General features: G+C 71.7%; 16 protein-coding genes and 1 riboswitch. Of the genes, 3 read left to right on the plus strand and 13 right to left on the minus strand.

Features of this window, described 5'->3' with window-relative positions:
• Positions 1 to 12 precede the first annotated feature (12 nt).
• From P5P86_RS17430 to P5P86_RS17445, 4 genes are all read right to left on the minus strand, one after another.
• Positions 13 to 3,570: an ATP-binding cassette domain-containing protein gene (locus P5P86_RS17430; protein ID WP_280608714.1), complete on the minus strand. Its 3,558-nt coding sequence runs from the start codon at positions 3,568 to 3,570 to the stop codon at positions 13 to 15.
• Positions 3,571 to 3,694: 124 nt separating this feature from the next.
• Positions 3,695 to 5,221, minus strand: a complete 1,527-nt coding sequence (locus tag P5P86_RS17435; protein WP_280608715.1) for a class I adenylate-forming enzyme family protein — start codon at positions 5,219 to 5,221, stop codon at positions 3,695 to 3,697.
• 35 nt (positions 5,222 to 5,256) lie between these two features.
• Entirely contained in the window at positions 5,257 to 6,843 is a 1,587-nt protein-coding gene (locus P5P86_RS17440; protein ID WP_280608716.1) for a succinic semialdehyde dehydrogenase, read from the minus strand.
• A gap of 9 nt (positions 6,844 to 6,852) precedes the next feature.
• Positions 6,853 to 8,232 carry a cytochrome P450 gene (locus tag P5P86_RS17445; RefSeq protein ID WP_280608717.1) on the minus strand — a complete coding sequence of 460 codons (1,380 nt, stop codon included), beginning with the start codon at positions 8,230 to 8,232 and terminating at the stop codon, positions 6,853 to 6,855.
• A gap of 118 nt (positions 8,233 to 8,350) precedes the next feature.
• Here P5P86_RS17445 and P5P86_RS17450 point away from each other — a divergent pair, with 118 nt between their 5' ends.
• Positions 8,351 to 8,974 (plus strand): TetR/AcrR family transcriptional regulator, encoded by a 624-nt coding sequence (locus P5P86_RS17450; RefSeq protein ID WP_280608718.1) that lies wholly within the window; start codon positions 8,351 to 8,353, stop codon positions 8,972 to 8,974.
• 66 nt (positions 8,975 to 9,040) lie between these two features.
• Here the strand turns inward: P5P86_RS17450 and P5P86_RS17455 are convergent, their stop codons facing one another.
• Complete coding sequence (locus P5P86_RS17455; RefSeq protein WP_280608719.1) at positions 9,041 to 11,242, minus strand: NADP-dependent isocitrate dehydrogenase; 2,202 nt, start codon at positions 11,240 to 11,242, stop codon at positions 9,041 to 9,043.
• Positions 11,243 to 11,415: 173 nt separating this feature from the next.
• Between P5P86_RS17455 and P5P86_RS17460 the strand changes: the two genes are divergently transcribed.
• A complete protein-coding gene (locus P5P86_RS17460; protein WP_280608720.1) occupies positions 11,416 to 12,582 on the plus strand; it encodes an MIP/aquaporin family protein in 1,167 nt (388 codons plus the stop codon).
• A gap of 73 nt (positions 12,583 to 12,655) precedes the next feature.
• On the opposite strand, the gene P5P86_RS17465 is transcribed toward P5P86_RS17460, so the two are convergent.
• The 6 genes from P5P86_RS17465 to P5P86_RS17490 all read right to left on the minus strand — a co-directional run bounded on the left by P5P86_RS17465 (position 12,656) and on the right by P5P86_RS17490 (position 18,297).
• Positions 12,656 to 13,342 carry a hypothetical protein gene (locus P5P86_RS17465; RefSeq protein ID WP_280608721.1) on the minus strand — a complete coding sequence of 229 codons (687 nt, stop codon included), beginning with the start codon at positions 13,340 to 13,342 and terminating at the stop codon, positions 12,656 to 12,658.
• A gap of 3 nt (positions 13,343 to 13,345) precedes the next feature.
• Positions 13,346 to 13,771 (minus strand): DUF3017 domain-containing protein, encoded by a 426-nt coding sequence (locus P5P86_RS17470; RefSeq protein ID WP_280608722.1) that lies wholly within the window; start codon positions 13,769 to 13,771, stop codon positions 13,346 to 13,348.
• A gap of 10 nt (positions 13,772 to 13,781) precedes the next feature.
• Entirely contained in the window at positions 13,782 to 14,633 is an 852-nt protein-coding gene (locus tag P5P86_RS17475; protein ID WP_280608723.1) for a bifunctional methylenetetrahydrofolate dehydrogenase/methenyltetrahydrofolate cyclohydrolase, read from the minus strand.
• Positions 14,634 to 14,646: 13 nt separating this feature from the next.
• Positions 14,647 to 16,245, minus strand: coding sequence for a bifunctional phosphoribosylaminoimidazolecarboxamide formyltransferase/IMP cyclohydrolase (gene purH, locus P5P86_RS17480; RefSeq protein ID WP_280608724.1), 1,599 nt, complete (start codon positions 16,243 to 16,245; stop codon positions 14,647 to 14,649).
• Positions 16,246 to 16,269: 24 nt separating this feature from the next.
• A riboswitch (ZMP/ZTP riboswitch) is annotated at positions 16,270 to 16,347 on the minus strand.
• 12 nt (positions 16,348 to 16,359) lie between these two features.
• Positions 16,360 to 16,968: a phosphoribosylglycinamide formyltransferase gene (purN, locus tag P5P86_RS17485; protein WP_280608725.1), complete on the minus strand. Its 609-nt coding sequence runs from the start codon at positions 16,966 to 16,968 to the stop codon at positions 16,360 to 16,362.
• Between the two features lie 21 nt (positions 16,969 to 16,989).
• Entirely contained in the window at positions 16,990 to 18,297 is a 1,308-nt protein-coding gene (locus P5P86_RS17490) for a cell division protein PerM (RefSeq protein ID WP_280608726.1), read from the minus strand.
• A gap of 117 nt (positions 18,298 to 18,414) precedes the next feature.
• Between P5P86_RS17490 and P5P86_RS17495 the strand changes: the two genes are divergently transcribed.
• Entirely contained in the window at positions 18,415 to 20,253 is a 1,839-nt protein-coding gene (locus P5P86_RS17495; RefSeq protein WP_280608727.1) for a SigE family RNA polymerase sigma factor, read from the plus strand.
• 140 nt (positions 20,254 to 20,393) lie between these two features.
• Here the strand turns inward: P5P86_RS17495 and sucD are convergent, their stop codons facing one another.
• Together sucD and sucC are read right to left on the minus strand one after the other, a co-directional pair.
• Entirely contained in the window at positions 20,394 to 21,290 is an 897-nt protein-coding gene (gene sucD / locus P5P86_RS17500; RefSeq protein ID WP_280608728.1) for a succinate--CoA ligase subunit alpha, read from the minus strand.
• A 17-nt stretch (positions 21,291 to 21,307) separates the two neighbouring features.
• On the minus strand, positions 21,308 to 22,489 hold the full coding sequence (sucC, locus tag P5P86_RS17505) for an ADP-forming succinate--CoA ligase subunit beta (RefSeq protein WP_280608729.1): 1,182 nt from the start codon (positions 22,487 to 22,489) through the stop codon (positions 21,308 to 21,310).
• Between the last annotated feature and the right edge of the window lie 229 nt (positions 22,490 to 22,718).

Here is a 22,718-nt window from a genome sequence, read left to right on the forward strand (position 1 = left end):
GACGTCTCGGGGTCAGCCGGCCAGGTGCGCCCACTCGCCCGCAAGCTCCTGCCACGGACCGACGTCCGCCACCTCGCCGTCGACGAGGACCACGACACGGTCGGCCTGGGCCAGGGCCGCGCGCTTCGAGGTGGCGCCGATGACCGTGGTGTGCCGGGTGCGCAGGGCCTGCCAGAGCTCGATCTCGGTGGCGGCGTCCAGCGCGCTGGAGACGTCGTCGGCCAGCAGCAGCTCGGTGTCGGCGGCGAGCGCCCGCGCGAGGGCCAGGCGCTGCACCTGCCCCCCGGAGAGGCGGACGCCGCGGTGCCCGACCAGCGCGTCGGGCCCTCCTGCCTCGCGCAGATCGCTGTCGAGGCGCGCGTCGGCCACCGGCCGGGCCAGGTCGCGGTCGCCCTCGAAGCCGAGCACCACGTTGTCGCGGAACGTCCCCGACAGGACCCGCGGGACCTGGGCGACATGGGCGACCTGTGCCGGTCGCAGGAAGGTCTCGGTATCGCTCACGGCGGCGTCGTTCCACCGGATCTCCCCGGTGTGGCTGAGCAGACCCGCCAGCGCGGAGAGCAGGCTGGACTTGCCCGAGCCCACCTGACCGAGCAACAGCACCAGCTCGCCGCGGCGGACGGTGAGGTCGACCCCGCTGACGCCCACCGTGCCGTCGTCGTGCACCACGGTCAGGTCGCGCAGGTGCAGCTCGTCGAGCGGCTCGCGCCCAGGGCGGTCCGGGTCCGGGGCAGCACCCGTCACCAGGTCGACCCCCGGCGCGAGGCTCATCATGTCGCCACCCCCGGCGAACCGGCTGGTCGCCCGCTGCCAGGCGGCGACGCCGGGCGCCTCGGTGACCACCGCACCGGCGACCCGGCCGAACCAGTCGAACCCGTTGACGGCGTTGGACACCAGCAGCGCCGTCGCCAGCCCCCACACGTCGCCGAGGAAGCACGCCCACGCCACTACGACGCCGACCTGGACCAGCACGATCGGGATGCCGTCGAGGAGCGCCTGGATCCGGTGCTCGAAGACCGCGGCCTCGACGCGGCCGGAGTCGACCTCCTGCAGGTGCGCGTGCACCTGCGGCGTCCGGCCGGCGAGCTTGACGGTCCGGGCCGACTCCACCGCCGAGACCACCGCGCGGCCGAACCGGGCGCGGGCCGTCGAGGACCTGGCCGCCGACCGGCCGGCGATGGGACGGCCGATCGAGGAGGCGATCGCACTGCTGGCCATCACGGCCAGCAGGATCGCGCCCGCCAGCCAGGTGCCGCCGGCGACCATGGTGACCACCGAGATGAGCACGCCGTTGGCGAAGTCGATCCAACGGTCGGAGTAGCGGGCCAGGCGGTCGGCGTCCATCGATCGGGCGACCACCTCGCCCGGAGGCGTGCGCGGCAGGCGGCGCGGCCGGATCTGGCCGACCAGGACCGCCATCCGCACCCGCAGCATCACCTCGATCCACCAGCGCGGGTAACGCCGGAACGCATCGGCGAGGATGACCGGGGCGACGACCAGCATGAGCACCAGGAGAGCCGTCATCCCGCTCGGCGTGCGCCCGTCGGTGAGGTCCTGCACCATCCGGCCCCAGACGAAGCCGGTGAGCGCCCCGAGCGGGGCGAAGATCGTGCCGAGGAGGAACTCGACCACCGAGAAGAGCCCCCACCAGGGCTTGATGACCATCGCGCGCCAGGTGCCGCGGGCCAGCGAGAGGCCGGGCGCGATGGCCGGCCGCTGCGGCGGCTCGCCCGTACGCCGACGGCCGCCGACGCCGGTGTCCAGGGCCTCGGGCGCCGCGGGCCGCCCGACCCCCTGCTCGATCGCCACGATCTGCTCGGCCGCGTCGAAGTCCTCGGTGGCGCTGGCCGCCAGCAGCCGGCGGAACGGCCCGTCGACGGCGGCGAGCTCGTCGCGCAGGCCCTGCTGGATGACCCGTCCGTGGTCGAGCACGGCGACCATCTCGGCGCGCTCGATGGTGGAGAGCCGGTGGGCCACGAGCACCCCGGTGCGATGCGCCAGCAGCCGGTCGGCGGCCGCGACCACCCGGCTCTCGGTGAGCGGGTCCATCCGGGCGGTGGCCTCGTCCAGGACGACCACCTGGACGTCGCGCACCAGCAGCCGGGCGAAGGCGACCAGCTGCTCCTCGCCCGCCGACAGGCTGGTGCCGCCGGGGCCGAGCAGCGTGTCCAGCCCGTTCGGCAGACCGGCCACCCACCCGGCCAGACCGAGCTCGGCCACGGCCGCCTCGATCTCAGCGCGCGGGGTGGCGGCGAAGAGCGTGATGTTCTCGGCCAGCGTCCCGGCCAGGATCTCGGTGCGCTGGGTGACCACGCCCACCCGGGCGCGCAGCTCGTGCAGGTCCAGGGTGGTGATGTCGGCACCGCCGAGGAAGACCGTGCCGGCCGGGGGCTCGACAGCGCGGGAGAGCAGCGAGGCGAGTGTCGACTTGCCGGATCCGGTCCGGCCCACGAGCGCGACCGTGTGCCCGGCCTCGACCTCGAGGGTGACGTCGCGCAGCCCGAACGCACCCTCGGCGTAGGAGAAGTCCAGGTGCCGGATCGCCAGGTCGAGCCGACCCGCCGGGACCGGCTCCCCGCCCCTCGGCTCGGCCTCCACGGCGAGCATCTGGCGCAGCCGGATGACAGCGCCGAGGCCGGCCTGGATGTCCGGCAGCTGGTGGGCGAGCTGGTTGATCTGGCCGACGAAGCTGGTGGTGACCAGGAAGAGCGTGACCAGGCGCGCGACGTCGAGGTGGCCGCCGCCGACCAGTGCCACACCGCTGACGGCGATGATGATCAGCAGGCCGTTGAGCAGCAGGCCGGCGCGGGTGGCCAGCCGCGCCTCCACGGAGACGACCTCGCCGAAGCGTGCGTGCACCGTGGCGGAGAGCTGCGCGAGGCGCCGTACGGCGAAGGCCTGACCGAGGCTGGTGCGCAGGTCGTCCCGCCCGGCGATGCCCTCCTCGAGCACTGCCGCGTGGTCGGTCCAGGCGGCCTCCTCGACCACCTTGCGGCGGGAGATCTCGATCAGGAACGGCCGCATCACGACCACGACCACCGCACCAACGGCCGGGAAGAGCAGCCACGCGGGCCACCAGCTCACGCCGGCCACGATCCACATCGGCACGATCCCGAACGCCGTGCGCATGGCCATCCACAGCTGCATCCGCAGCAGGGTGCCGACCTCGTGCGTGTCGTCGTCGACCCGGTCGAGGATCTCGCCCACCGCCTGCTCGGTGAGCTCGGCCAGCGGCTGGTGCAGCGCCGCGTCGAGCAGGTCGCCCCGCAGCCGGCCCTCGGCCCGGTCCACGACGCCGGCCCAGGCGATCCGGCCGGCGGTGTCGAGGAGCGCGCCGCCGACCACGAGGAGCGCCAGCAGCTCCACCAGCCGGCCGGTCGGGCCGTCGACGAGCCGACCGGCCACGACCGTGCCGAGCGCCTGGCTCAGCGCTGCGATGGCGAGCGCGACCAGGGCGATCCCGGCGACGGGGTTGCGCATCCGTCGCCAATCGACGTGACGGGCAGGATCCTCGGAGGGCGGAACGACCTGCGAGGACCGGGCGGAGGGGGCGGTGAGCGTCTCGGTCATGTCAGGTCGACCCTAGGCCCGACGGCCGACGGATTTCCTCTCGATATCGGTCAGCGCTGTCGATCCGGGACCGCGAGCGCCGACGTCGGAGAGGATCTTCGGGCCGAGCCCGCCCGGAATCGACTCAGCGGATCAGGTCGCGCACCGCCTTGCGATTGATCTTCCCCACACTGGTCAGCGGTACGGCGTCGACGACGCGCACCTCGCGCGGGTACTTGTGCCGGGCCATCCGCTCCCGGGCGAACGCGATCAGCTCCTCCGGCCGAGCCGACGCGCCGGGGTGCAGCTGGACCACGGCGACGACCTCCTCGCCGCTCTCCGGGTCGGGCCTACCGACGCAGGCCGCCGATGCCACCGCGGGGTGCTCGACCAGGACGTCCTCGACGTCGCGCGGGTAGACGTTGAAGCCGCCGCGGATGATGAGGTCCTTGACCCGATCCACCACGTAAAGGTAGCCGTCCTCGTCGAGCCGGCCGACGTCGCCGGTGTGCAGCCAGCCGTCGCGGATCACCGTCACGGTGAGCTCGGGAGCGTGCCAGTAGCCGAGCATCACCCCGCCGCCGCGCACGCAGATCTCGCCCTCCGCACCGACCGGCAGCACCGTCCCGTCCGGTCCCGTGATCCGCACCTCCGCGTGGGCGGCCGGCTTCCCGACGCTGCCGGCCCGGCTCTCCTCCAGGGTCGAGGCGGTCACGATGGCACTGGTCTCGGTGCAGCCGTAGCCCTCCAGGATCGCCACGCCGAGGGCCTTCTCCACCTTCTCCCGCAGCGAGAGCAGCAGCGGCGCCCCGCCGCAGCCGAAGGAGATCAGCGAGCTCAGGTCGTAGTCCTGATAGGGCTGGTCGAGCAGCATCTGCATCATCGAGGGCACCACCGGACCGCTCTGCACGCGGTGCTCCTGGACCAGCTCCAACCACCCCCGCGCGTCGAACCAGCGCTGCATCACCGAGACGGGCCGCTCGTCGGCGTGCAGTCCCGCCACGAGCACGTTGAGCCCGAAGGCGTGCGAGAGCGGCAGCGCCAGCAGCGTCCGGGTGGAGCCGGTCGACCGGGCCACGGCGTCCATGCCCCGCCCGGCCTCCCACAGATTGCGGTGGGAGAGCATGACGCCCTTGGCGCGCCCCGTCGTACCGCCGGTGTAGAGGAGCGCGGCGAGATCGTCGTCCGCCCGCGGCGCGATCGGCCCGGGCTCGGCCTCCTCCAGGCGGGCGTACGGCGTCGTGGCGTCCGCACCGTCGCCGTCGACCACGATGGCGGTGATGGCGAGCCCCTCGCTCGCCGCCCGGAACAGCTGCAGCAGCTCGGGAGTGAGGATCGCCGCCTTCGCGCCGGAGTCCTCCAGGATGTGCCGCAGCTCCGGTGGCGTCTGCAGGAAGATCACCGGGGTGACCACCGCCCCGACCCGCCAGATCGCCCGATAGGAGACGAACACCTCCGGGGTGTTCATCGTCAGCACCACGACCCGGTCCCCCGGCTCGATACCGAGCGCGCGCAGCCCCTCGGCCACCCGGGTGGAGCGGTCGTGGATCTGACCCGAGGTGTGCCACGTTCCCTCGAAGTGGAGCGAGTCGTAGTCACCGAGCCGCTCGAAGCTCCGCTGTGCCAACAGCGCCAGGTTGTGCTCCCCCGGCCGGTCGTCGCCTGCTGTCACGATGCCACCTTCCACTCGTCCGTCCGTCGTGTCGTTCACCTGACCCCCAGCCGGCGCAGCAGCCTGAGCTGGCCGTTCCCGATCGCGACGAACCTCTCCACCGACACCCTCGGCGGTGGTCCGACCGGGCCGACCCGGGAGGAGACGACCGTCTGGGACTCGGTGAACCGCTTGATCCCCTCCGACCCGTGCCGGCGGCCCAGACCGCTCTCGCCCATCCCACCCATGCCGGCCTCGATGGAGCCGGCCGCCAGCGACGCGCCGTCGTTGATGTTCACCGACCCGGCCCGGATCCGTGCCGCAAGCCTCTCGGCGCCGCCGATGTCCTTGCTGAAGATGCTGGCCGAGAGCCCCTGCCGGCCCCGGTTCGCGACGGCGATCGCCTCCTCGTCGTCGCGCACGCGGTAGAGCGCGACCACCGGACCGAAGGTCTCCCCCAGGCACAGGTCCATCTCGTCGGTGACGCCGGCCAGCACCGTCGGCTCGTAGACGTAGGGCCCGAGGTCGGGACGGGCCCGACCGCCGGCCAGCACGGTGGCGCCCTTCGCGACGGCGTCGTCCACGTGCGCGCTCACCTTGTCCAGCTGCGCCTGCGAGGCCAGCGAACCGATGTCGTGGCCGAAGTCGAAGGACTGCCCGAGGCGTCGGGTGCGCGTGGCGGTCAGGAGCGCCGCGACGAATGCGTCGTAGACGTCCTCGTGCACGATGACCCGCTCGATGTGGATGCACATCTGCCCGGTGTTGGCGAACGCCGCCTCCACCGTGCCGCGTGCGGCGACGTCGAGGCGGGCGTCAGCCCGGACGATGAGTGGGTTCTTGCCGCCGAGCTCCAGCGAGGCACCGATCAACCGCCCGGCCGCCTGCTGGGCGACGACCCGGCCGGTGGCGGTCGACCCGGTGAAGCAGAGGTAGTCGACCTCGTCGATCAGCGCCCGGCCCAGCGTGGGGCCGTCGCCGGCGACCACCTCCCACACGTGCTCGGGCAGGCCGGCCTCGGCGAGCAGCGCCCGCGCCCACAGCAGCGTCAGCGGTGTCTGCGGATCGGTCTTCCCCAGGGCGGTGTTGCCGGCCAGCAGCGCCGGCACGACGTCGCCGACGCCGAGGTAGAAGGGGTAGTTCCACGGCGAGATGAACCCGACGACGCCCTTGGGCACCCGCACCTCCTTGGCGCTGGTGACCAACGGAATCACCGACCGGACCCTCCTGGTCTCCAGGTAGGCCTGGCCGTGCCGGGCGTAGTGCCGGGTCAGGTTCGCCACCTGCAGCACCTCCTGCCAGGCATGGAAGCGGGCCTTGCCCATCTCCCACTGGATCAGGTCCATCACCTCGTCCTGGCGCTCCAGCAACAGATCGTGGAAGCGCAGCATCACCTCCGCACGGGCGCGGTACGGCAGCTCCGCCCAGGCCGGTCGGGCGGCGCGGGCGGCACTCGCGGCGGCCTGCACGTCGGCCACCGTGCTCATCGGCACCGGCACCGTCGGCAGCGCGTCGTACGGCGCCAGCGCGGTCGCGGTCTCGGACCCACCCGAGGCCGACGTGTGCACCCAGCGCAGCCAGGAGGCGACCTTGGCGTCGGTGATCCAGACGGGTCGCACGCCCGCATCGGGCAGCGTGGCGGTCATGGCCGGACCTCAGTTCCGGACGAGCGTGATCGGGCGACCGTCCTTGGGGAACGGCAGCGAGTGGTTGTCCATCGGCGGCTGGTAGCCCGGCGAGACGCTCCAGTGGTAGGTCCGCAGTAGCCGGTGCATGATCGACTTGACCTCCAGGCCGCCGAAGTAGAGCCCGATGCACTTGTGCACCCCGCCGCCGAAGGGCTCCCAGGCGAACCGGTGCGAGCGGTCCTCGCGGCGTACGTCGGAGAAGCGCTCGGGGTCGAAGACCATCGGATTGGTCCAGTAGTCCTCCATCAGGTGGGAGAACTGGACGCCGACGAGCGTGTCCGACCCGGCCGGGATCCGCACGCCCTGTACGACGGTGTCCTTGACGGTGTGCCGCATCAGCACCGGCACCGGCGCGTGCAGCCGCAGCGCCTCCTTCATCACCAGGTCGAGCGCGGCCAGACCCTCCAGCTCCGACATCGTCGGGGCGTCCCCCAGCGCGAGCGACTCGGCCCGGCAGCGCTCCTGCCAGGCCGGGTGCTGGCCGAGCAGCTGGATCATCGTGGAGGTGGTGATGGTCGAGGTGTCGTGTGCCGCCATCATCAGGAAGATCATGTGGTTGACCACGTCCTGGTCGCTGAACCGCTCACCCTCGTCGGTCTCGATGTGGCACAGCACCGAGAAGATGTCGTCGGTGGCGGTGGCGCGCTTGGCCGGGAGGTAGTGCCGCAGGAACTCCTCGAGCACCCGGCGCCCCCGGAAGGCCCGCCCCCAGCGCGTCATCGGCACGTCGGCGCGGACGATGCCCGACGCCGCCTGGACGCAGGCGATGAAGGCCTTGTTGACCCGATCCATCTCGGCGCGACTGGTATCGGCCGCACCGCCCATGAAGATGTCGGCGGCGATGTCGAGGGTGAGTTGCTTCAGACGCCAGTAGGACTTGAACGATCCGTCGTCGCCCCAGTCGGCCATGCCGGCGGCGATCGCCGGCTGCATGTGCGCGGTGTAGCTCTCCAGCCGGGGCCGGGTGAACGCCTCCTGCATGATCCGCCGATGGACGTGGTGCTCGTCGAAGTCGATGAGCATGAGACCACCGTTGAAGAACGGGCCGACGATCTTGCGCCAGCCGTTGGCGAACGCCTTGTCCTTGTTCTGCAGCACCTCGGCGCACGCGTCCGGACCGAGCACCATGGCGCCTGTCTCACCGAGGGAGTTGAACGGCGAGACGGGGCCGTAGGTCTCCCACTGGTGCCGCATCAGACCCATCGGGTCCTTGGCGTAGTCGAGGATCCGGCCCAGTACCGGCAGCCCCCTGTCGGCGGGGATGAGCGGCGGCAGCGGGCGCGCCTCGGCGGAGTCCGGACGGGCCTGCGCGCGTCCTCGGTCGGGTCGGGTGGCCTGGATCGTCATCGCTGTACCTCGTTGGCTGCGGCTGGACCGGATGTGACCTGCGTCATGCTCAGCCTCATTCAGGAAGGATGCCCTGTCAACCTTGTCGCGGCACCAATCTGCTGAGAGGCTGGGTGGCATGGCTGGGCAGACGGGGGTCTACCGCGGGATGAGCGCCGAGCAGCGAGCCGCGGAGAGGCGGCAGCGACTCCTGGAGGCGACGCTGGCGGTGTGGGCGGATCCGGCGACCCGGACGACGATGACGGCCGTGTGTGCCGAAGCAGGGCTCACCGAGCGCTACTTCTACGAGAGCTTCCGCGGCCTCGACGAGGCCCTGTTGGCGGTGCTGGACGGGGTCGCCGCGGAGATCGAACGGGTCACCCTGGCGGCCGCCGACGCCGCCGACGCGGCCGGCGAGGAGCCCGCGGGCCGGGTGCACGCCACCGTCCGGGCGTTCGTGCAGCTGCTGGTCGACGACCCCCGCAAGGGCAGGGTCGCGATCATCGAGGCCGCCGCCGTCCCCGCGCTGCGCCAGCGGCGTACGGACCTCCTGCGCTACCTGGCGCACCGCTCCACCGAGGAGGCCCGCACCCACCTCGGCCTGCCTTCCGGGCGAGGGGCGCGGGCCGACGAGTTCGCCGGTCTGCTGTTCATCGGCGGGATGGCCGAGCTCATCACGGCCTGGCTCGACGGCAGCCTGGAGGCCAGCGCGGAGGAGATCGTGGACGCCGCGGCGCACTGCTTCCTCGGCGTCTACGGCTGAGCGCCGAGCCGCCGGAGATCACCGGTGCCCCGGCCGAGAACGACCGGGGCACCGAGGACGTCGGGCTCAGAACGAGGCGATGGCCTCGTTGAGCGTGGCCGAGGGCCGCATCACCGCGGCGGTCTTCTCGGCGTCCGGGTGGTAGTAACCACCGATGTCGGCCGGCTTGCCCTGAGCGGCCAGGAGCTCCTCGACGATGGCGCCCTCCGCTGCGGTCAGCTTCTCCGCGAGCGGCTTGAACGCGGCCGCCAGCTCGGGGTCCTCGGTCTGCGCGGCCAGCTCCTGCGCCCAGTACAGGGCCAGGTAGAAGTGCGAGCCGCGGTTGTCGATCGTGCCGAGCTTGCGGCCCGGCGAGCGGTCCTCGTTGAGGAAGGTGCCGGTGGCGCGGTCGAGTGCGTCGGCGAGCACCTTCGCCGCCGGCCGGCCGGCCTGCTCGGCGTACTTCTCCAGCGAGGGGACGAGGGCGAAGAACTCGCCCAGGGAGTCCCAGCGCAGGTAGTTCTCCTCGACCAGCTGCTGGACGTGCTTGGGCGCCGAGCCGCCGGCGCCGGTCTCGAAGAGGCCGCCGCCGGCGATCAGCGGGACGATCGAGAGCATCTTGGCCGACGTGCCGACCTCGAGGATCGGGAACAGGTCGGTGTTGTAGTCGCGCAGCACGTTGCCGGTCACCGAGATGGTGTCCTCGCCCTTGCGCATCCGCTCCAGCGAGTACGCCGTGGCCAGCGACGGGGCCAGGATCTTGATGTCGAGACCCTCGGTGTCGTGCTGGGGCAGGTAGGTGAGGACCTTCTTGATGATCTCGGCGTCGTGCGCCCGGGTCTCGTCGAGCCAGAAGATCGCCGGGGTCTGCGAGGCCCGCGCCCGGTCGACGGCCAGCTTCACCCAGTCCTGGACCGGGATGTCCTTGGTCTGGCAGGCCCGCCAGATGTCACCGGCCTGGACGTCGTGCTCGATGAGCACCTCGCCGTGGGAGCCGAGCACCCGCACGGTGCCGTCCGCCGGGATCTCGAAGGTCTTGTCGTGGCTGCCGTACTCCTCGGCCGCCTGCGCCATCAGCCCGACGTTCGGCACGGTGCCGATGGTGGCCGGGTCGAGCGGGCCGTGGGCCTTCACGTCCTCGATCACCGTCTGGTAGACGCCGGCGTACGAGCTGTCCGGGATGACAGCCAGCGTGTCGGCCTCGCCGCCGTCGGCCCCCCACAGCTTGCCGCCGTTGCGGACCAGGGCCGGCATCGAGGCGTCCACGATGACGTCCGAGGGGACGTGCAGGTTGGTGATGCCCTTGTCGGAGTTGACGTAGGACAGCTTCGGGCCGCTCGCCAGAGCCGACTCGAAGGCGGCCTTGATCTCGGCGCCGTTGGCGAGCTTGTCCAGCCCGGCCAGGATCGAGCCCAGGCCGTCGTTCGCGGACAGGCCCGCCGCTGCCAGGTCGTCGCCGTACCGGGCGAAGACGTCCTTGAAGAAGGCCTTCACCACGTGGCCGAAGATGATCGGGTCGGAGACCTTCATCATCGTGGCCTTGAGGTGGACCGAGAAGAGCACGTCCTGCGCCTTGGCCTCGGCCACGGCGTTGACCAGGAAGGCCTGCAGGTGGGCGGCCTCCATCTTGGTGGCATCGACGATCTCGCCGGCGAGGACCTTCAGGCCGCCCTTGAGCACCCGGGTCTCGCCGGACTCCGTCTCGAGCACGATCGAGAGCGTGTCGTCGGCGGCGACGGTGACGGACTTCTCGTTCGACTTGAAGTCGTGCTCCCCCATCGTCGCGACGTTGGTCTGGGAACCCTCGGCGAACGCCTTGTTGCGGTGCGGGTGGGTCTTCGCGTAGTTCTTCACCGACAGCGGCGCACGCCTGTCGGAGTTGCCCTCGCGCAGCACTGGGTTGACGGCCGAGCCCTTGACCTTGTCGAACTTGGCGCGGATCTCCCGCTCCTCGTCGGTGGCCGGCGCGTCCGGGTAGTCGGGGACGGCGAAGCCCTGGCCCTGCAGCTCCTTGATGGCCGCCTTGAGCTGCGGGATCGACGCCGAGATGTTGGGCAGCTTGATGATGTTGGCGTCGGGGGTCTTGGCCAGCTCGCCGAGCTCGGTCAGCGCGTCGTCGGCCAGGCCGAACTGCGCCAGGATGCGAGCGGCGACGGAGATGTCGCGAGTCTCGACCTCCACGCCGGCCTTCGCGGCGTACGCCTCGACGATCGGGAGGAAGGAGTACGTCGCCAGCAGCGGCGCCTCGTCGGTGTAGGTGTAGATGATCTTGGCGTTGTCGGCAGCCATGGCTCCTGCTTCGGCTCGGAACTCTTTCTCGACGTCAAGATACCTGACGCCTGCGCACCGCCCACCTTCGCATCCGATCGCGGTGGGCCGGAAGGGCTAGAGTGCCAAATGCTCGGCCACCCGTCGGGCAGCAGAAGTGATCGGACCATCTGTATCGACGAGGGGGCTCGGACATGACCGCGGACAGCGGCGCCAACACCACCGCAGCAGAGATCGTGCGTGACACCACCAGCACCACCGAGCCGACGCTGACGCAGAAGCTCGCGGCCGAGGTCCTCGGCACCTTCATCCTGGTCCTGTTCGGCTGCGGTGCGGCGGTCTTCGCCACCATCTGGGCCGCCCAGCAGGAGAACAACGCCGACATCGCCTTCATCACCACCGTCGGCCTCGCCTTCGGCATCGCGATCGTGATCGCCGTCTACGCCTTCGGCCGCGTCTCCGGCGGCCACTTCAACCCGGCGGTCTCGGCAGGCGCCGCCATGAGTGGCCGGATCTCGTGGGTCACCGCCGGCTACTACGCGGTCGCCCAGATCGTGGGCGCGATCGTGGGCGCGCTGGCGCTGTGGATCTTCGCCCACGGGTACGACGGCTACAGCTCGCACCGACTGGGCCTGGGACAGAACCACTTCGGCGGCACCGGGGGCTACGGCTGGTGGGCGGCGTTCCTGCTCGAGCTCGTGCTGACAGCCGTCTTCGTCTGGGTCATCCTCGGCACCACCGACGAGCGCAACCCCTACAGCCAGGCCGCTCCGCTGGCCATCGGCCTGACGCTGGCGGCGATCCACTTCGTCGCCATCCCCGCCACGGGCACCTCGGTGAACCCCGCCCGCTCGATCGGCCCGGCGCTCTTCTCCGGTGGCCACGCGATCGGCCAGCTGTGGCTGTTCATCCTCGCGCCGCTCATCGGCGGGGCCGTCGCCGGCCTCACCTACCCGCTGATCTTCGGCCGGGTCGACGACCCGGTCCCCGGCTCCGGCCTGCTGCTGCCGGCCAAGTCGCGCGCCGGTAGCACCCCGGAGTACGCCGGCTGGGGCCAGCAGGGCTGGGGCGGCGCCGGCGCGGCCGCTCCCGGCGTCGGGGTCCCGGGCACCCCGGGCCAGGCCCAGGCCGGTCAGACCCAGGCCGCTCAGAACCAGGCCGGCTGGACGCAGACCGGCCAGCAGACGGGCCAGCAGACGGGCCAGGCCCAGGTCGCACCTGCGGATCTGCCGGTCATCGAGCAGGACGGGTGGCGCTGGGACTACGCCGCGCAGCAGTGGCGGCCCATCGAGCCGCCGGCCGCTCCCACCGACGAGCCCGACGGCACCACCGTCATCAAGCACGACCCGCCGCAGGCCTGACGGGTCCCCCGTCGTCTCGCGGAGCGCCGCGCTCACCTCGTGAGCGCGGCGCTCCGCACGTTCGGTCCTGTGCCTACCGCCGCAGGGTGTCGTGCTCGCCGGTGCTGTTGTCCAGCCGGTCGACGAGCCCGACGCCCTTGCGGTAGGTGTCCCAGACCGACGCGCCGGGGCTGAGCGCGGAGGTCCGCTCCAGCGCCACCACCGGCTTGGCCTGCACGACGGTGATCACGTCCTCGACGACGCCCTTCAGGTAGCCGGCACGATAGCCGTCGCCCAGTCGGGGCGTGGCGGTGAGGATCAGCCCCGCCCGCGCGCCTTCCTGTCCGGCCTGCCACCAGCCCTGTTGGCCGAGCCACCACACGTCCCCGCGGGTGTCCTGGGCGTAGTAGTCGGTGCGCGTCGAGGCGGTCTCCCCCGGGCGGGTGAGCACGGTGCGCACAGCCGTGGCACTGATGCCGTCGACACGTACGGGAGCAGGCAGGACGCTCACCGTTCGCTCCGCGTTCGGGTAGCCGATGCGCGTCACGTCGTACACCCACGTCCGGCCCGGACGCAGCGGGAGCCAGACATTGTCGATCCGGTCGACGAAGTCCGCGGGCCGCGGTGACGGGGTCGGGATGACCAGCTCGTCGACGCCGCTGGGCGGATAGGGCTGCGCACCGGTGCCGCAGGCGGTGAGGGCGACGGCGAGCAGGCACCCAGCCACCGAGCGCCCCACCGAGCGCGCCACCGAGCCCGCCGACGGGCGCACGCGGGCCACGCTCTAGCCCTGGGCGGGGATGGTGCTGGCCAGCACCCACAGCGCGATGCCCACCGCACCCAGCAACGAGACGTCGAACCAGCGGCTGCGCACCGCCAGCATCCCGGTGTCACGCCTGCGCAGCACGGCCCGCAGGACGGAGGCGGCCACCATCGCCACCGCGAGGATGTGCACGCCACCGCGCCAGTGGCCGAGCCCCGCGACGACCAGCGCCAGCACGGTGAGCGCGAGGATGCCGAGGTAGAACAGCCCACCGATCGTGGAGGGGTAGCGCCGCTCCTCCGCCACGATCGCGATGGGCGGCGGCACCGGCGCCTGCGTGGCCTCCGGCGCCTCCGGGCCGGCCGGGTCGGCGGCGCCGCGAGGCGCCGGCGCGTCGGGCACCGCCGGCCGCGGCTCGTGCGCCGGGCCGTCGGAGAGAGGAGTCACAGAGGCCAAGTTACGCGTTCGCCTTCTCGGCGTTGATCACGACGTTCGAGAGCAGCATCGCTCGCGTCATGGGACCGACGCCGCCCGGGTTGGGCGAGACCCAGCCGGCCACGTCCCAGACGTCGGCGGCGAGGTCGCCGGCGATCTTGCCTTCGACGCGGGAGACGCCGACGTCGAGCAGGGCCGCACCCGGCTTGACCATCTCGGCCGTGATGATCCCGGGCACGCCGGCCGCAGCGACCACGATGTCGGCCGTGCGGGTGTGCGCGGCCAGGTCCCGGGTGCCGGTGTGGCACAGCGTGACGGTGGCGTTCTCGCTGCGCCGGGTGAGCAGCAGCCCCAGCGGCCGGCCCACCGTGACGCCGCGGCCGACGACGACGACCTCGGCCCCGTCGAGCTGCACGCCGTGGCGGCGCAGCAGCTCCACGATGCCGAACGGCGTGCACGGCAGCGGGGCCTCCCGACCCAGCACCAGCCAGCCCAGATTGGTCGGATGCAGGCCGTCGGCATCCTTCGCGGGGTCGATCAGGCCGAGGACGCGGTTCTCGTCGATGCCCTGGGGCAGCGGGAGCTGGACGATGTAGCCGGTGCAGGCAGGATCGTCGTTGAGGGTGCGGACAGCCTCCTCGATCTCGTCCTGGGTGGCGGTCTCGGGCAGGTCGATGCGGATGGACTCGATGCCGACCTCGGCGCAGTCCTTGTGCTTGCCGTTGACGTACCACGTCGAGCCCGGGTCGTTGCCGACCAGGATGGTGCCGAGACCCGGGCGGATCCCGCGCGCATGCAGCGCGGCCACGCGCTCGCGGAGCTCGTCCTTGATCGCCTTCGCGGTGGCGCTGCCGTCCAGCTTCTGTGCGGTCATGTCGCGTCCCCGATCAGTGGAAGAAGTGGCGGGTGCCGGTGAAGTACATGGTCACGCCGGCCTTCTTGCAGGCCTCGATGGTCAGCTCGTCGCGCACCGACCCACCCGGCTGCACGATCGCCTTCACCCGGGCGTCGATCAGGATCTGCGGGCCGTCCTCGAAGGGGAAGAACGCGTCCGAGGCCGCGACCGCGCCCTCGGCACGGGCCTCGTCCCCGGCCAGCGTGTTCGCCCGCTCGACCGCGAGCCGGCACGAGTCGACCCGGTTGACCTGGCCCATCCCGATGCCGACCGCGCCGCCGTCCTTGGCCAGCAGGATCGCGTTCGACTTCGCCGCACGACAGGCCTTCCACGCGAAGGCCAGGTCGGCCAGCGTCTGCTCGTCGGCAGCCTCGCCGGTGGCGAGCGTCCAGGTGGAGACGTCGTCGCCCTCGGCGTCGACGTGGTCGACCTCCTGCACCAGCAGGCCGCCGGAGATCGCCCGGGTCTCGACAGCAGCGCCGACGGTCACGGGCGCCACGAGGATCCGGATGTTCTTGCCGCCTCGCGGAAGGGTCCGCAACACCTCGAGCGCGTCGTCGTCGTACGCCGGAGCGACGATCGCCTCGGTGAACGTCTCCCGCAGCTGCTCGGCCATCGTCTTGGTGACCGTCCGGTTGGCGGCGATCACGCCGCCGAAGGCGCTGACCGGGTCGCACGCGTTCGCCTTGCGATGCGCCTCGGCGATGTCGGCACCGACAGCAATGCCGCACGGGTTGGCGTGCTTGATGATCGCCACCGCCGGCTCGGTGAAGTCGTTCGCAGCACGGCGCGCGGCGTCGGTGTCGACGTAGTTGTTGTACGACATCTCCTTGCCGTGCAGCTGCTCGGCCTGGGCCAGCCCGGTCACGCCGGAGCCGTTCGCGTACAGCGCTGCCCTCTGGTGCGGGTTCTCGCCGTAGCGGAGCACCGACTGCTTGTCCCAGGTGGCACCGATCCAGGCGGGGAAGCCGGTGCCCTCGGCGGAGTCGGTCAGGACCGAGCCCATCCAGGAGGCGACGTGGACGTCGTAGGTGGCGGTGTGCACGAAGGCCTTCGCGGCCAGCGCCTTGCGCTCCTGGTAGCTGAAGCCGTCGCCCTGCGCGGCCTCGACAGCCTTCGCGTAGTCGGCACCGTCGGTCACGATCGCGACCGAAGGGTGGTTCTTGGCCGCGGCGCGGACCATCGAGGGACCGCCGATGTCGATCTTCTCGATGATCTCCTCGGGGGTGCCACCGGCCGCGACCGTGGCGGCGAACGGGTAGAGGTTGACCACGACGAGGTCGAACGGCTCCACGCCGAGCTCGGCGAGCTGGGCCTCGTGCGACGCCAGCCGGCGGTCGGCCAGGATGCCGGCGTGGACACGCGGGTGCAGCGTCTTGACCCGGCCGTCGAGGCACTCGGGGAAGCCGGTCAGGTCCTCGACCTTGGTCACCGGCAGGCCGAGCGACTCGATCAGGGCGGCGGAGCCGCCGGTGGAGACGAGCTCGACGCCTGCCGCGTGCAGGCCGGTGACCAGCTCGTCGAGCCCGGTCTTGTCGAAGACGGACACGAGGGCCCGCCTGATCTGGATCGTGTCCTGCTGTCCGGCCATCACTGACTCCTAGTGGTCGATGAAGGGCGGCACCCAGGCGGACGATGCCGGCTCACACACTCCCTGGTGGTTGACCCACCCGCGCCAGTCGTGTCCGGGCAGTCTAGCGAGCGCTCAGCCGCCGAAGCGAACCCGTCGACCCTCGACGGTGAAGCCCTCCCGGGCCATCCGACCGACGGTCTCGACGAGCATCGCGCGCTCGGCGACCTTGATCCGCTCGTGAAGCACCTCGACGGTGTCGTCCGGCTCCACGGGGACGGCTGTCTGCGCCACGATCGCACCGGTGTCCACCCCTTCGTCGACCACGAACAGCGTGCAGCCGGTCACCTTGACCCCGTACGCCAGGGCGTCGGCGGGGCCGCTGGTGCCGGGGAACGACGGCGACAGGGCGGGATGGGTGTTGATCGTCCGACCGCCGAAACGGGCCAGGAACGCCGGCCCGAGCAGCTTCATGAAGCCGGCCGAGATCACCAGGTCCGGCTCGAAAGCCGCCACCTTGTCCGCCAGCGCCTGGTCCCAGCGCTCGCGGTCGGTGAAGTCCTTGAGCCGTGCCACGAAGGTCGGCACCCCGGCGGTCTCGGCACGCTCCAGGCCGAGGATGCCGTCACGGTCGGCACCGACCGCCACCACCCGAGCACCGAAGTCCGGGTCGGCGCAGGCGTCGAGGAGGGCCTGGAGGTTGGTCCCGGAGCCGGAGACGAGGACGACGAGGCGAGCGGTCACGCCGGGAGTCTAGGGCCGGGCTCAGGCCCCCGCGGAGTCCTCGGCGGCCACCTCGTCGATCACCTCGTCGGTCACCTCGGCGGTCCGGCCGGCGCGGCGACGCCGCCACGCGGTCATCGCCGTACCGGCGAGCAGGCCGCCGATGCCGAACGAGGTGACGCCGTGGACGAGGGTGTCGAAGGCCAGCGGGCCGACGTCGGCCATCCGCCCGGGGCCGACGGCTCCTCCGGCCAGGCCGGCCAGGATCGCTATCGCGACGGCGCTGAGCACACCGGCCGCCAAGCCTCGGACGGCGCCGTGGTCCCAGCGGAGCGTCGGCTGCCGGCGCTGCACGATGACCACCGCCACGACGGCCACGATCGGCGCGAGCGCGAGGAGGTACGGCGTCCAGGCAGGCGTGGGACCGTTGTCGGGCAGCGCGGCCAGCAGCGGGAACATCGGCAGCGGGCCGAGGCTGACCACCGTCGGCGTCACGAGGGTGTGCGTGCCGACGGTGAAGCCCGGCCCGAGCAAGTAGGAGCTGGAGAACAGGGTCGCGTTCGGCACCACCAGCAGCATCAGGCCCACGTACAGCACGCCGGGGCCGGGACCGAGGTGCAGCTGCGACATCACGTTGAGCGCCGTGTCGCCGTCGATGACGAAGGCGGCGGCGAAGACCAGGGCGGAGACGCCGAGCCACGCCAGCAGCAGGACCCGCACCATCGCGAACGTCGAGCGCACCACCGGCGGCAGCAGCGCCATCCGGACCGCGGCGCGGCCCGAGCCGACGGCGATCCCGCTGCCGCCGGCGAGCACGCACAGCAGCAGCGACCACAGCACCACCCGTCCCTGCGCGGGGGCGGTCGCGGCGGAGCCGGCGAAGGCCGCGACCACGAGCGCCGTCACGACGTACCCCAGGGTGAAGAGGCCGGTCGCAGCGGGCACCGTCCAGTCCCGCTCGCCGTCGGCCAGGCCGTGATGGTCGGGCCCGTGCTCGGCGACCGAGTCGCCCACCCGCAGGCCGAAGCGCCACATCGACCAGGCCAGGACCAGGGTCAGCCCCAGCGGTACGGCGGTCAGCCGCACGCCCTGCACCACCACGCCCGAGCCGTGCCCGGCCAGCCAGCCGAGCGCGCCGACCCGCAGCGCTCCCGACGGCGTGCCGTGCGCGCCGGCGTCGGTGAGGAACCAGCCCACCACGCCGACGGCGAGGCAGACCAGCAGCGTGGAGACCGCAGCCGCGACCCCACCCAAGGTCGCCACCAGCGCGAGCGGCCGGCGCCACCGGAGGTCGGCGCGCAGCTCGGCATCGGTACGGCGCCGGGTGGAGGGAGGGAGCAAGGAGGTCATCGCGACCATCCTCGCCCGAGCGCTCGACGGCTCCGGGGAGACTCGCCGCAGTCCACCCGAGGACACCCTCACCGATGGGGCACCCTCACCGCGCCACGGCTAACGTGTCCCCTGCCCATGAGCAGCAAGCAGCGCCACGCCCTCGAGTTCGAGACGTTCTACAAGGACGTCCGCAGCCGCCTGCTGCTCCAGACCTGGGCCCTGACCGGTGACCTGACCGCCGGCCGCAAGGCGGTACAGGACGCCCTCGTCATCGGCTGGCACCACTGGCGCAAGATCGGCCGCCTCGACCCGGTCGAGCGGGAGAACTGGGTCCGCCCGCTCGCCTGGCGGCACGCGCTGCGCCGGCACTCGGTGCCGCACTTCCACCGCCCCAAGGAGGGCGACGAGGATGCCCAGGCCACCCTAGAGGCACTGAGCCGGCTCCCGCTCGAGCAGCGCAAGGTGCTGCTCCTCGCGCACCTGACCACCATCAGCGAGGACGCCGTCGCGCGCGAGGTCGGCATCACCCAGATCCGCGCCGAGCAGGCGCTGCGCGCCGCGACCAGCGACTTCATGCTGGCCCGCAGCGCGCTGCCCGCCGACGTCCAGCCCAGCTTCGAGTCGCTGGTCCCGACCGTGGAGTCGGTGCGGTGGCCGCGTCCCACGATCCTCACCCGCGCCGGCGCCGCGCGGCGACGTACGCATACAGCGGTGGGGCTGGTCCTGGCGGTCGCGGCGTTCGCCGGATCGGGCATCGCCGTGACCGACGCCGCCGGCGACCGGCCGAGCCTGGGCAACCTCTCGCTGCACCACCGCGACGACGCCACCACCGCCGCGGCGGCGGCCACCTACCGGCTGAGCGCCGACACCCTGGCCCAGCCCGAGCAGGTCGGGAGCGCGCTCGGCGGCGCCTGGATGACCACGCTGACCTCGGACGACGACAACGGTGCGGTGGCGCTGCCCTGCCAGCGCGGTGCGCTGGCCGACCCGCACCCGCGAGCCGCCCTGGCGCGCACGTTCGTCGGCGACAAGAAGACCATCACCGCCGCCCAGACCACGCTCGCCTCCGCGACGTCGACGGCCGCCCAGGCGGCGTACACCAAGACGCTCGGCTGGTACGGCGGCTGCCGCGACAGCCGGGTGCAGCTCCTGGCCACCGAACGGGTCAGCGGTCTCGGCGACCAGGCCACCGTCCTGCTGCTGCGCAACTGGACCTCCCCGGAGCGCACGATCGCCGTCGGGGTGGCCCGCACGGGGGTGCTCACCACCGCTGTCACCGGCACCATCCCGGTGGCGAAGAGCGACGCCCCGGCGACCTCGGGCGTGACCTCGCTGCTCGGCACCGCCGTGCAACAGCTGTGCCGCCAGCCCGGCGCAGGAGCCTGTACGACGCAGCCTGTCGCGGCCGCCGCGCCGCCACCGGCCTCAGGTGCCGAGCCGGCCCTGATGAACGAGGTCGACCTCCCGCCCGTGACCGGCGTCGAGGAGCCCTGGGTGGGCACCGCTCCGACCACGGCCAGCACCAACGTCGCCGCCACCCGCTGCGACGAGGCGACCTTCACCGGCGCCGGCATCACCCACGCGCTGACCCGCTCGTTCGTGATCCCCACCGCCCAGGGGCTGGCACCCCAGTTCGGCCTCACCCAGACCATGGGCGACTTCGGCAAGGCGAAGGCCGCCTCCACGTTCGTCGACGGCATCCGCAAGAAGCTCGCCAGCTGTCCCAAGAAGGACCTCGGCAGCCACGTCACCCAGCTCACGACCACCTCCACCGCCGGCGTCGACATCACCGCCTGGCGGGTCCGGGTCGAGACCTCCCCCACCGCCTCGGTCGTCTACCTGATGGCGATCGTGCGCAACGGCGCCGGCGTCACCCAGGTCGGGTTCGTCCCCTCCAGCAAGGTCACCATGACCGACGCCGACTTCACCGCACTCGCCCAGCGGGCCGCCCTGCGGCTGACCTACCTCCGGTAGGGCGGGAACGCCCGAGAGGTCAGTTCTGGGGGACCGAGTCGGCCACTCGGCTCGCGAAAGGTGACGTCTCGACGTGCTCCGGAAGACAGGAGTGCCCCGGCTGCCGAAGCAACCGGGGCACCCCTCGAGTCGGACGCGACTCAGATGTTCTTCATGATCTCCCGCATGAGCTCGGCGGTCTCAGACGGCGTCTTGCCGACCTTGACGCCGACGGCCTCGAGGGCCTCCTTCTTCGCGGCAGCCGTGCCGGCCGAGCCGGACACGATCGCACCGGCGTGACCCATGGTCTTGCCCTCCGGCGCGGTGAAGCCCGCCACGTAGCCGACGACCGGCTTGGTGATGTGCTCCTTGATGTACGCCGCGGCGCGCTCCTCGGCGTCGCCGCCGATCTCGCCGATCATCACGATCGCCTTGGTCTCCGGGTCGTCCTCGAAGGCCTGCAGGGCGTCGATGTGCGTCGTACCGATGATCGGGTCACCGCCGATGCCGATGGCGGTCGAGAAGCCGAAGTCACGCAGCTCGTACATCATCTGGTAGGTCAGCGTGCCGGACTTGGAGACCAGCCCGATCGGGCCCTTGCCGGCGATGGTGTGCGGCGTGATGCCGGCCAGCGACTCGCCCGGGGTGATGATGCCGGGACAGTTCGGCCCGATCATCCGGGTCTTCTTGCCCTGGAGGTAGCTCCACACCTCGGCGCTGTCCTGGACGGGCACGCCCTCGGTGATGACGACGATCAGCGGCATCTCGGCGTCGATGGCCTCGATGGCGGCGTCCTTGGTGAAGGCCGGCGGTACGAAGAGGACCGAGACGTTGGCGCCGGTGGCCTCGATGGCCTCCTTGACCGTGCCGAACACCGGCAGATCGACGTCGGCGCCGTTGGCGTCCTTGTGGGTGACGGTGCTCCCGGCCTTACGGGCGTTGACACCGCCGACGATCTGCGCGCCGGAGTCGAGCATCAGGGCGGTGTGCTTGGCACCCATGCCGCCGGTGATGCCCTGGACGATGACCTTGCTGTCCTTGTTGAGGTAGATGCTCATTCTTCTTCTCCCCCGCCTCAGGCGCTCTGCTTGTCGGAGTTGGCCAGCTCGGCCGCCTTGTCGGCGCCGCCGTCCATGGTGTCGACGACGGTGACGAGCGGGTGGTTGAGGTCGGTCAGGATCTGGCGGCCGAGCTCGACGTTGTTGCCGTCGAGGCGGACGACGAGCGGCTTGGTGGCCTTGTCGCCGAGCAGCTCGAGCGCGCCCTTGATGCCGTTGGCCACCTCGTCGCAGGCGGTGATGCCGCCGAAGACGTTGACGAACACGGCCTTGACCTGGTCGTCGTTGAGGATGACGTCGAGGCCGTTGGCCATCACCTGGGCGTTGGCCCCGCCACCGATGTCGAGGAAGTTGGCGGGCTTGACGCCCCCGTGCGCCTCGCCGGCGTAGGCGACCACGTCGAGGGTGCTCATCACGAGGCCCGCGCCGTTGCCGATGATGCCGACCTGGCCGTCGAGCTTCACGTAGTTGAGACCGAGGTCCTTGGCCTTCGCCTCGAGCGGGTCGGCCTCCTCACGGATCTCGAACTCCTCGTGCTCGGGGTGACGGACCTCGGAGGCGTTGTCGTCCAGCGAGATCTTGCCGTCGAGTGCCTCGAGCTTGTCGCCCTCCAGGCGGGCGAGCGGGTTGACCTCGACGAGGGTCGCGTCCTCCTCGACGAACGTCTTGTACAGCGCCTGGATGAGCTCCACGGCCTGCTCGAAGACCGCCTCGGGGAACGCCGCGGTGGTGGCGATCTCGCGGGCCTTGGCCTCGTCGACGCCCTGGCCCGGGTCGATGCCGATCTGCTTGACGGCGTCGGGGTTGGTCTTGGCGACCTCCTCGATCTCCACGCCGCCCTCGACCGATGCGATGCACAGGTACTGACGGTTCGACCGGTCCAGCAGGAACGAGAAGTAGTACTCCTCCTGGGGCGGCGTCGCCGGGGTGACCAGGACGCGGTTGACGCGCAGACCCTTGATCTCCATGCCGAGGATGTTGCTCGCGTGCTCGAAGGCCTCGTCGGCTGTCTTGGCGAGCTTGACGCCGCCCGCCTTGCCGCGGCCGCCGGCCTTGACCTGCGCCTTGATGACGGTCACGCCGCCGATCCGCTCCGCGGCGGCCCGGGCGTCCTCGGCGGTCTCGACGACCACACCGAGGGTGGTTGCGACACCGTGCTTGGCGAAGAGCTCCTTCGCCTGGTACTCCATCAGATCCACTGATCCACCATGTCTCTATGTCGGTTGTATCGGGCGAGCGGCAGGCGCGCAGAGGCGACGCGTTCGCTCGGTGATCCTCCGGCACACTAGCCCTGCCCGGACCCCACGACGACCCCCGGGGCCTTGACGTGATGCACGCCATACGGTCAGATCGAGACGAGCGCTGCCGAATCCGGGGGTAGGCGATTCTTGACGGGCCCGAACGGTCCGTTAGAGTCATGGCTCGCCG

The organism is Nocardioides sp. BP30 (genome assembly GCF_029873215.1).
Classification (GTDB): domain Bacteria; phylum Actinomycetota; class Actinomycetes; order Propionibacteriales; family Nocardioidaceae; genus Nocardioides.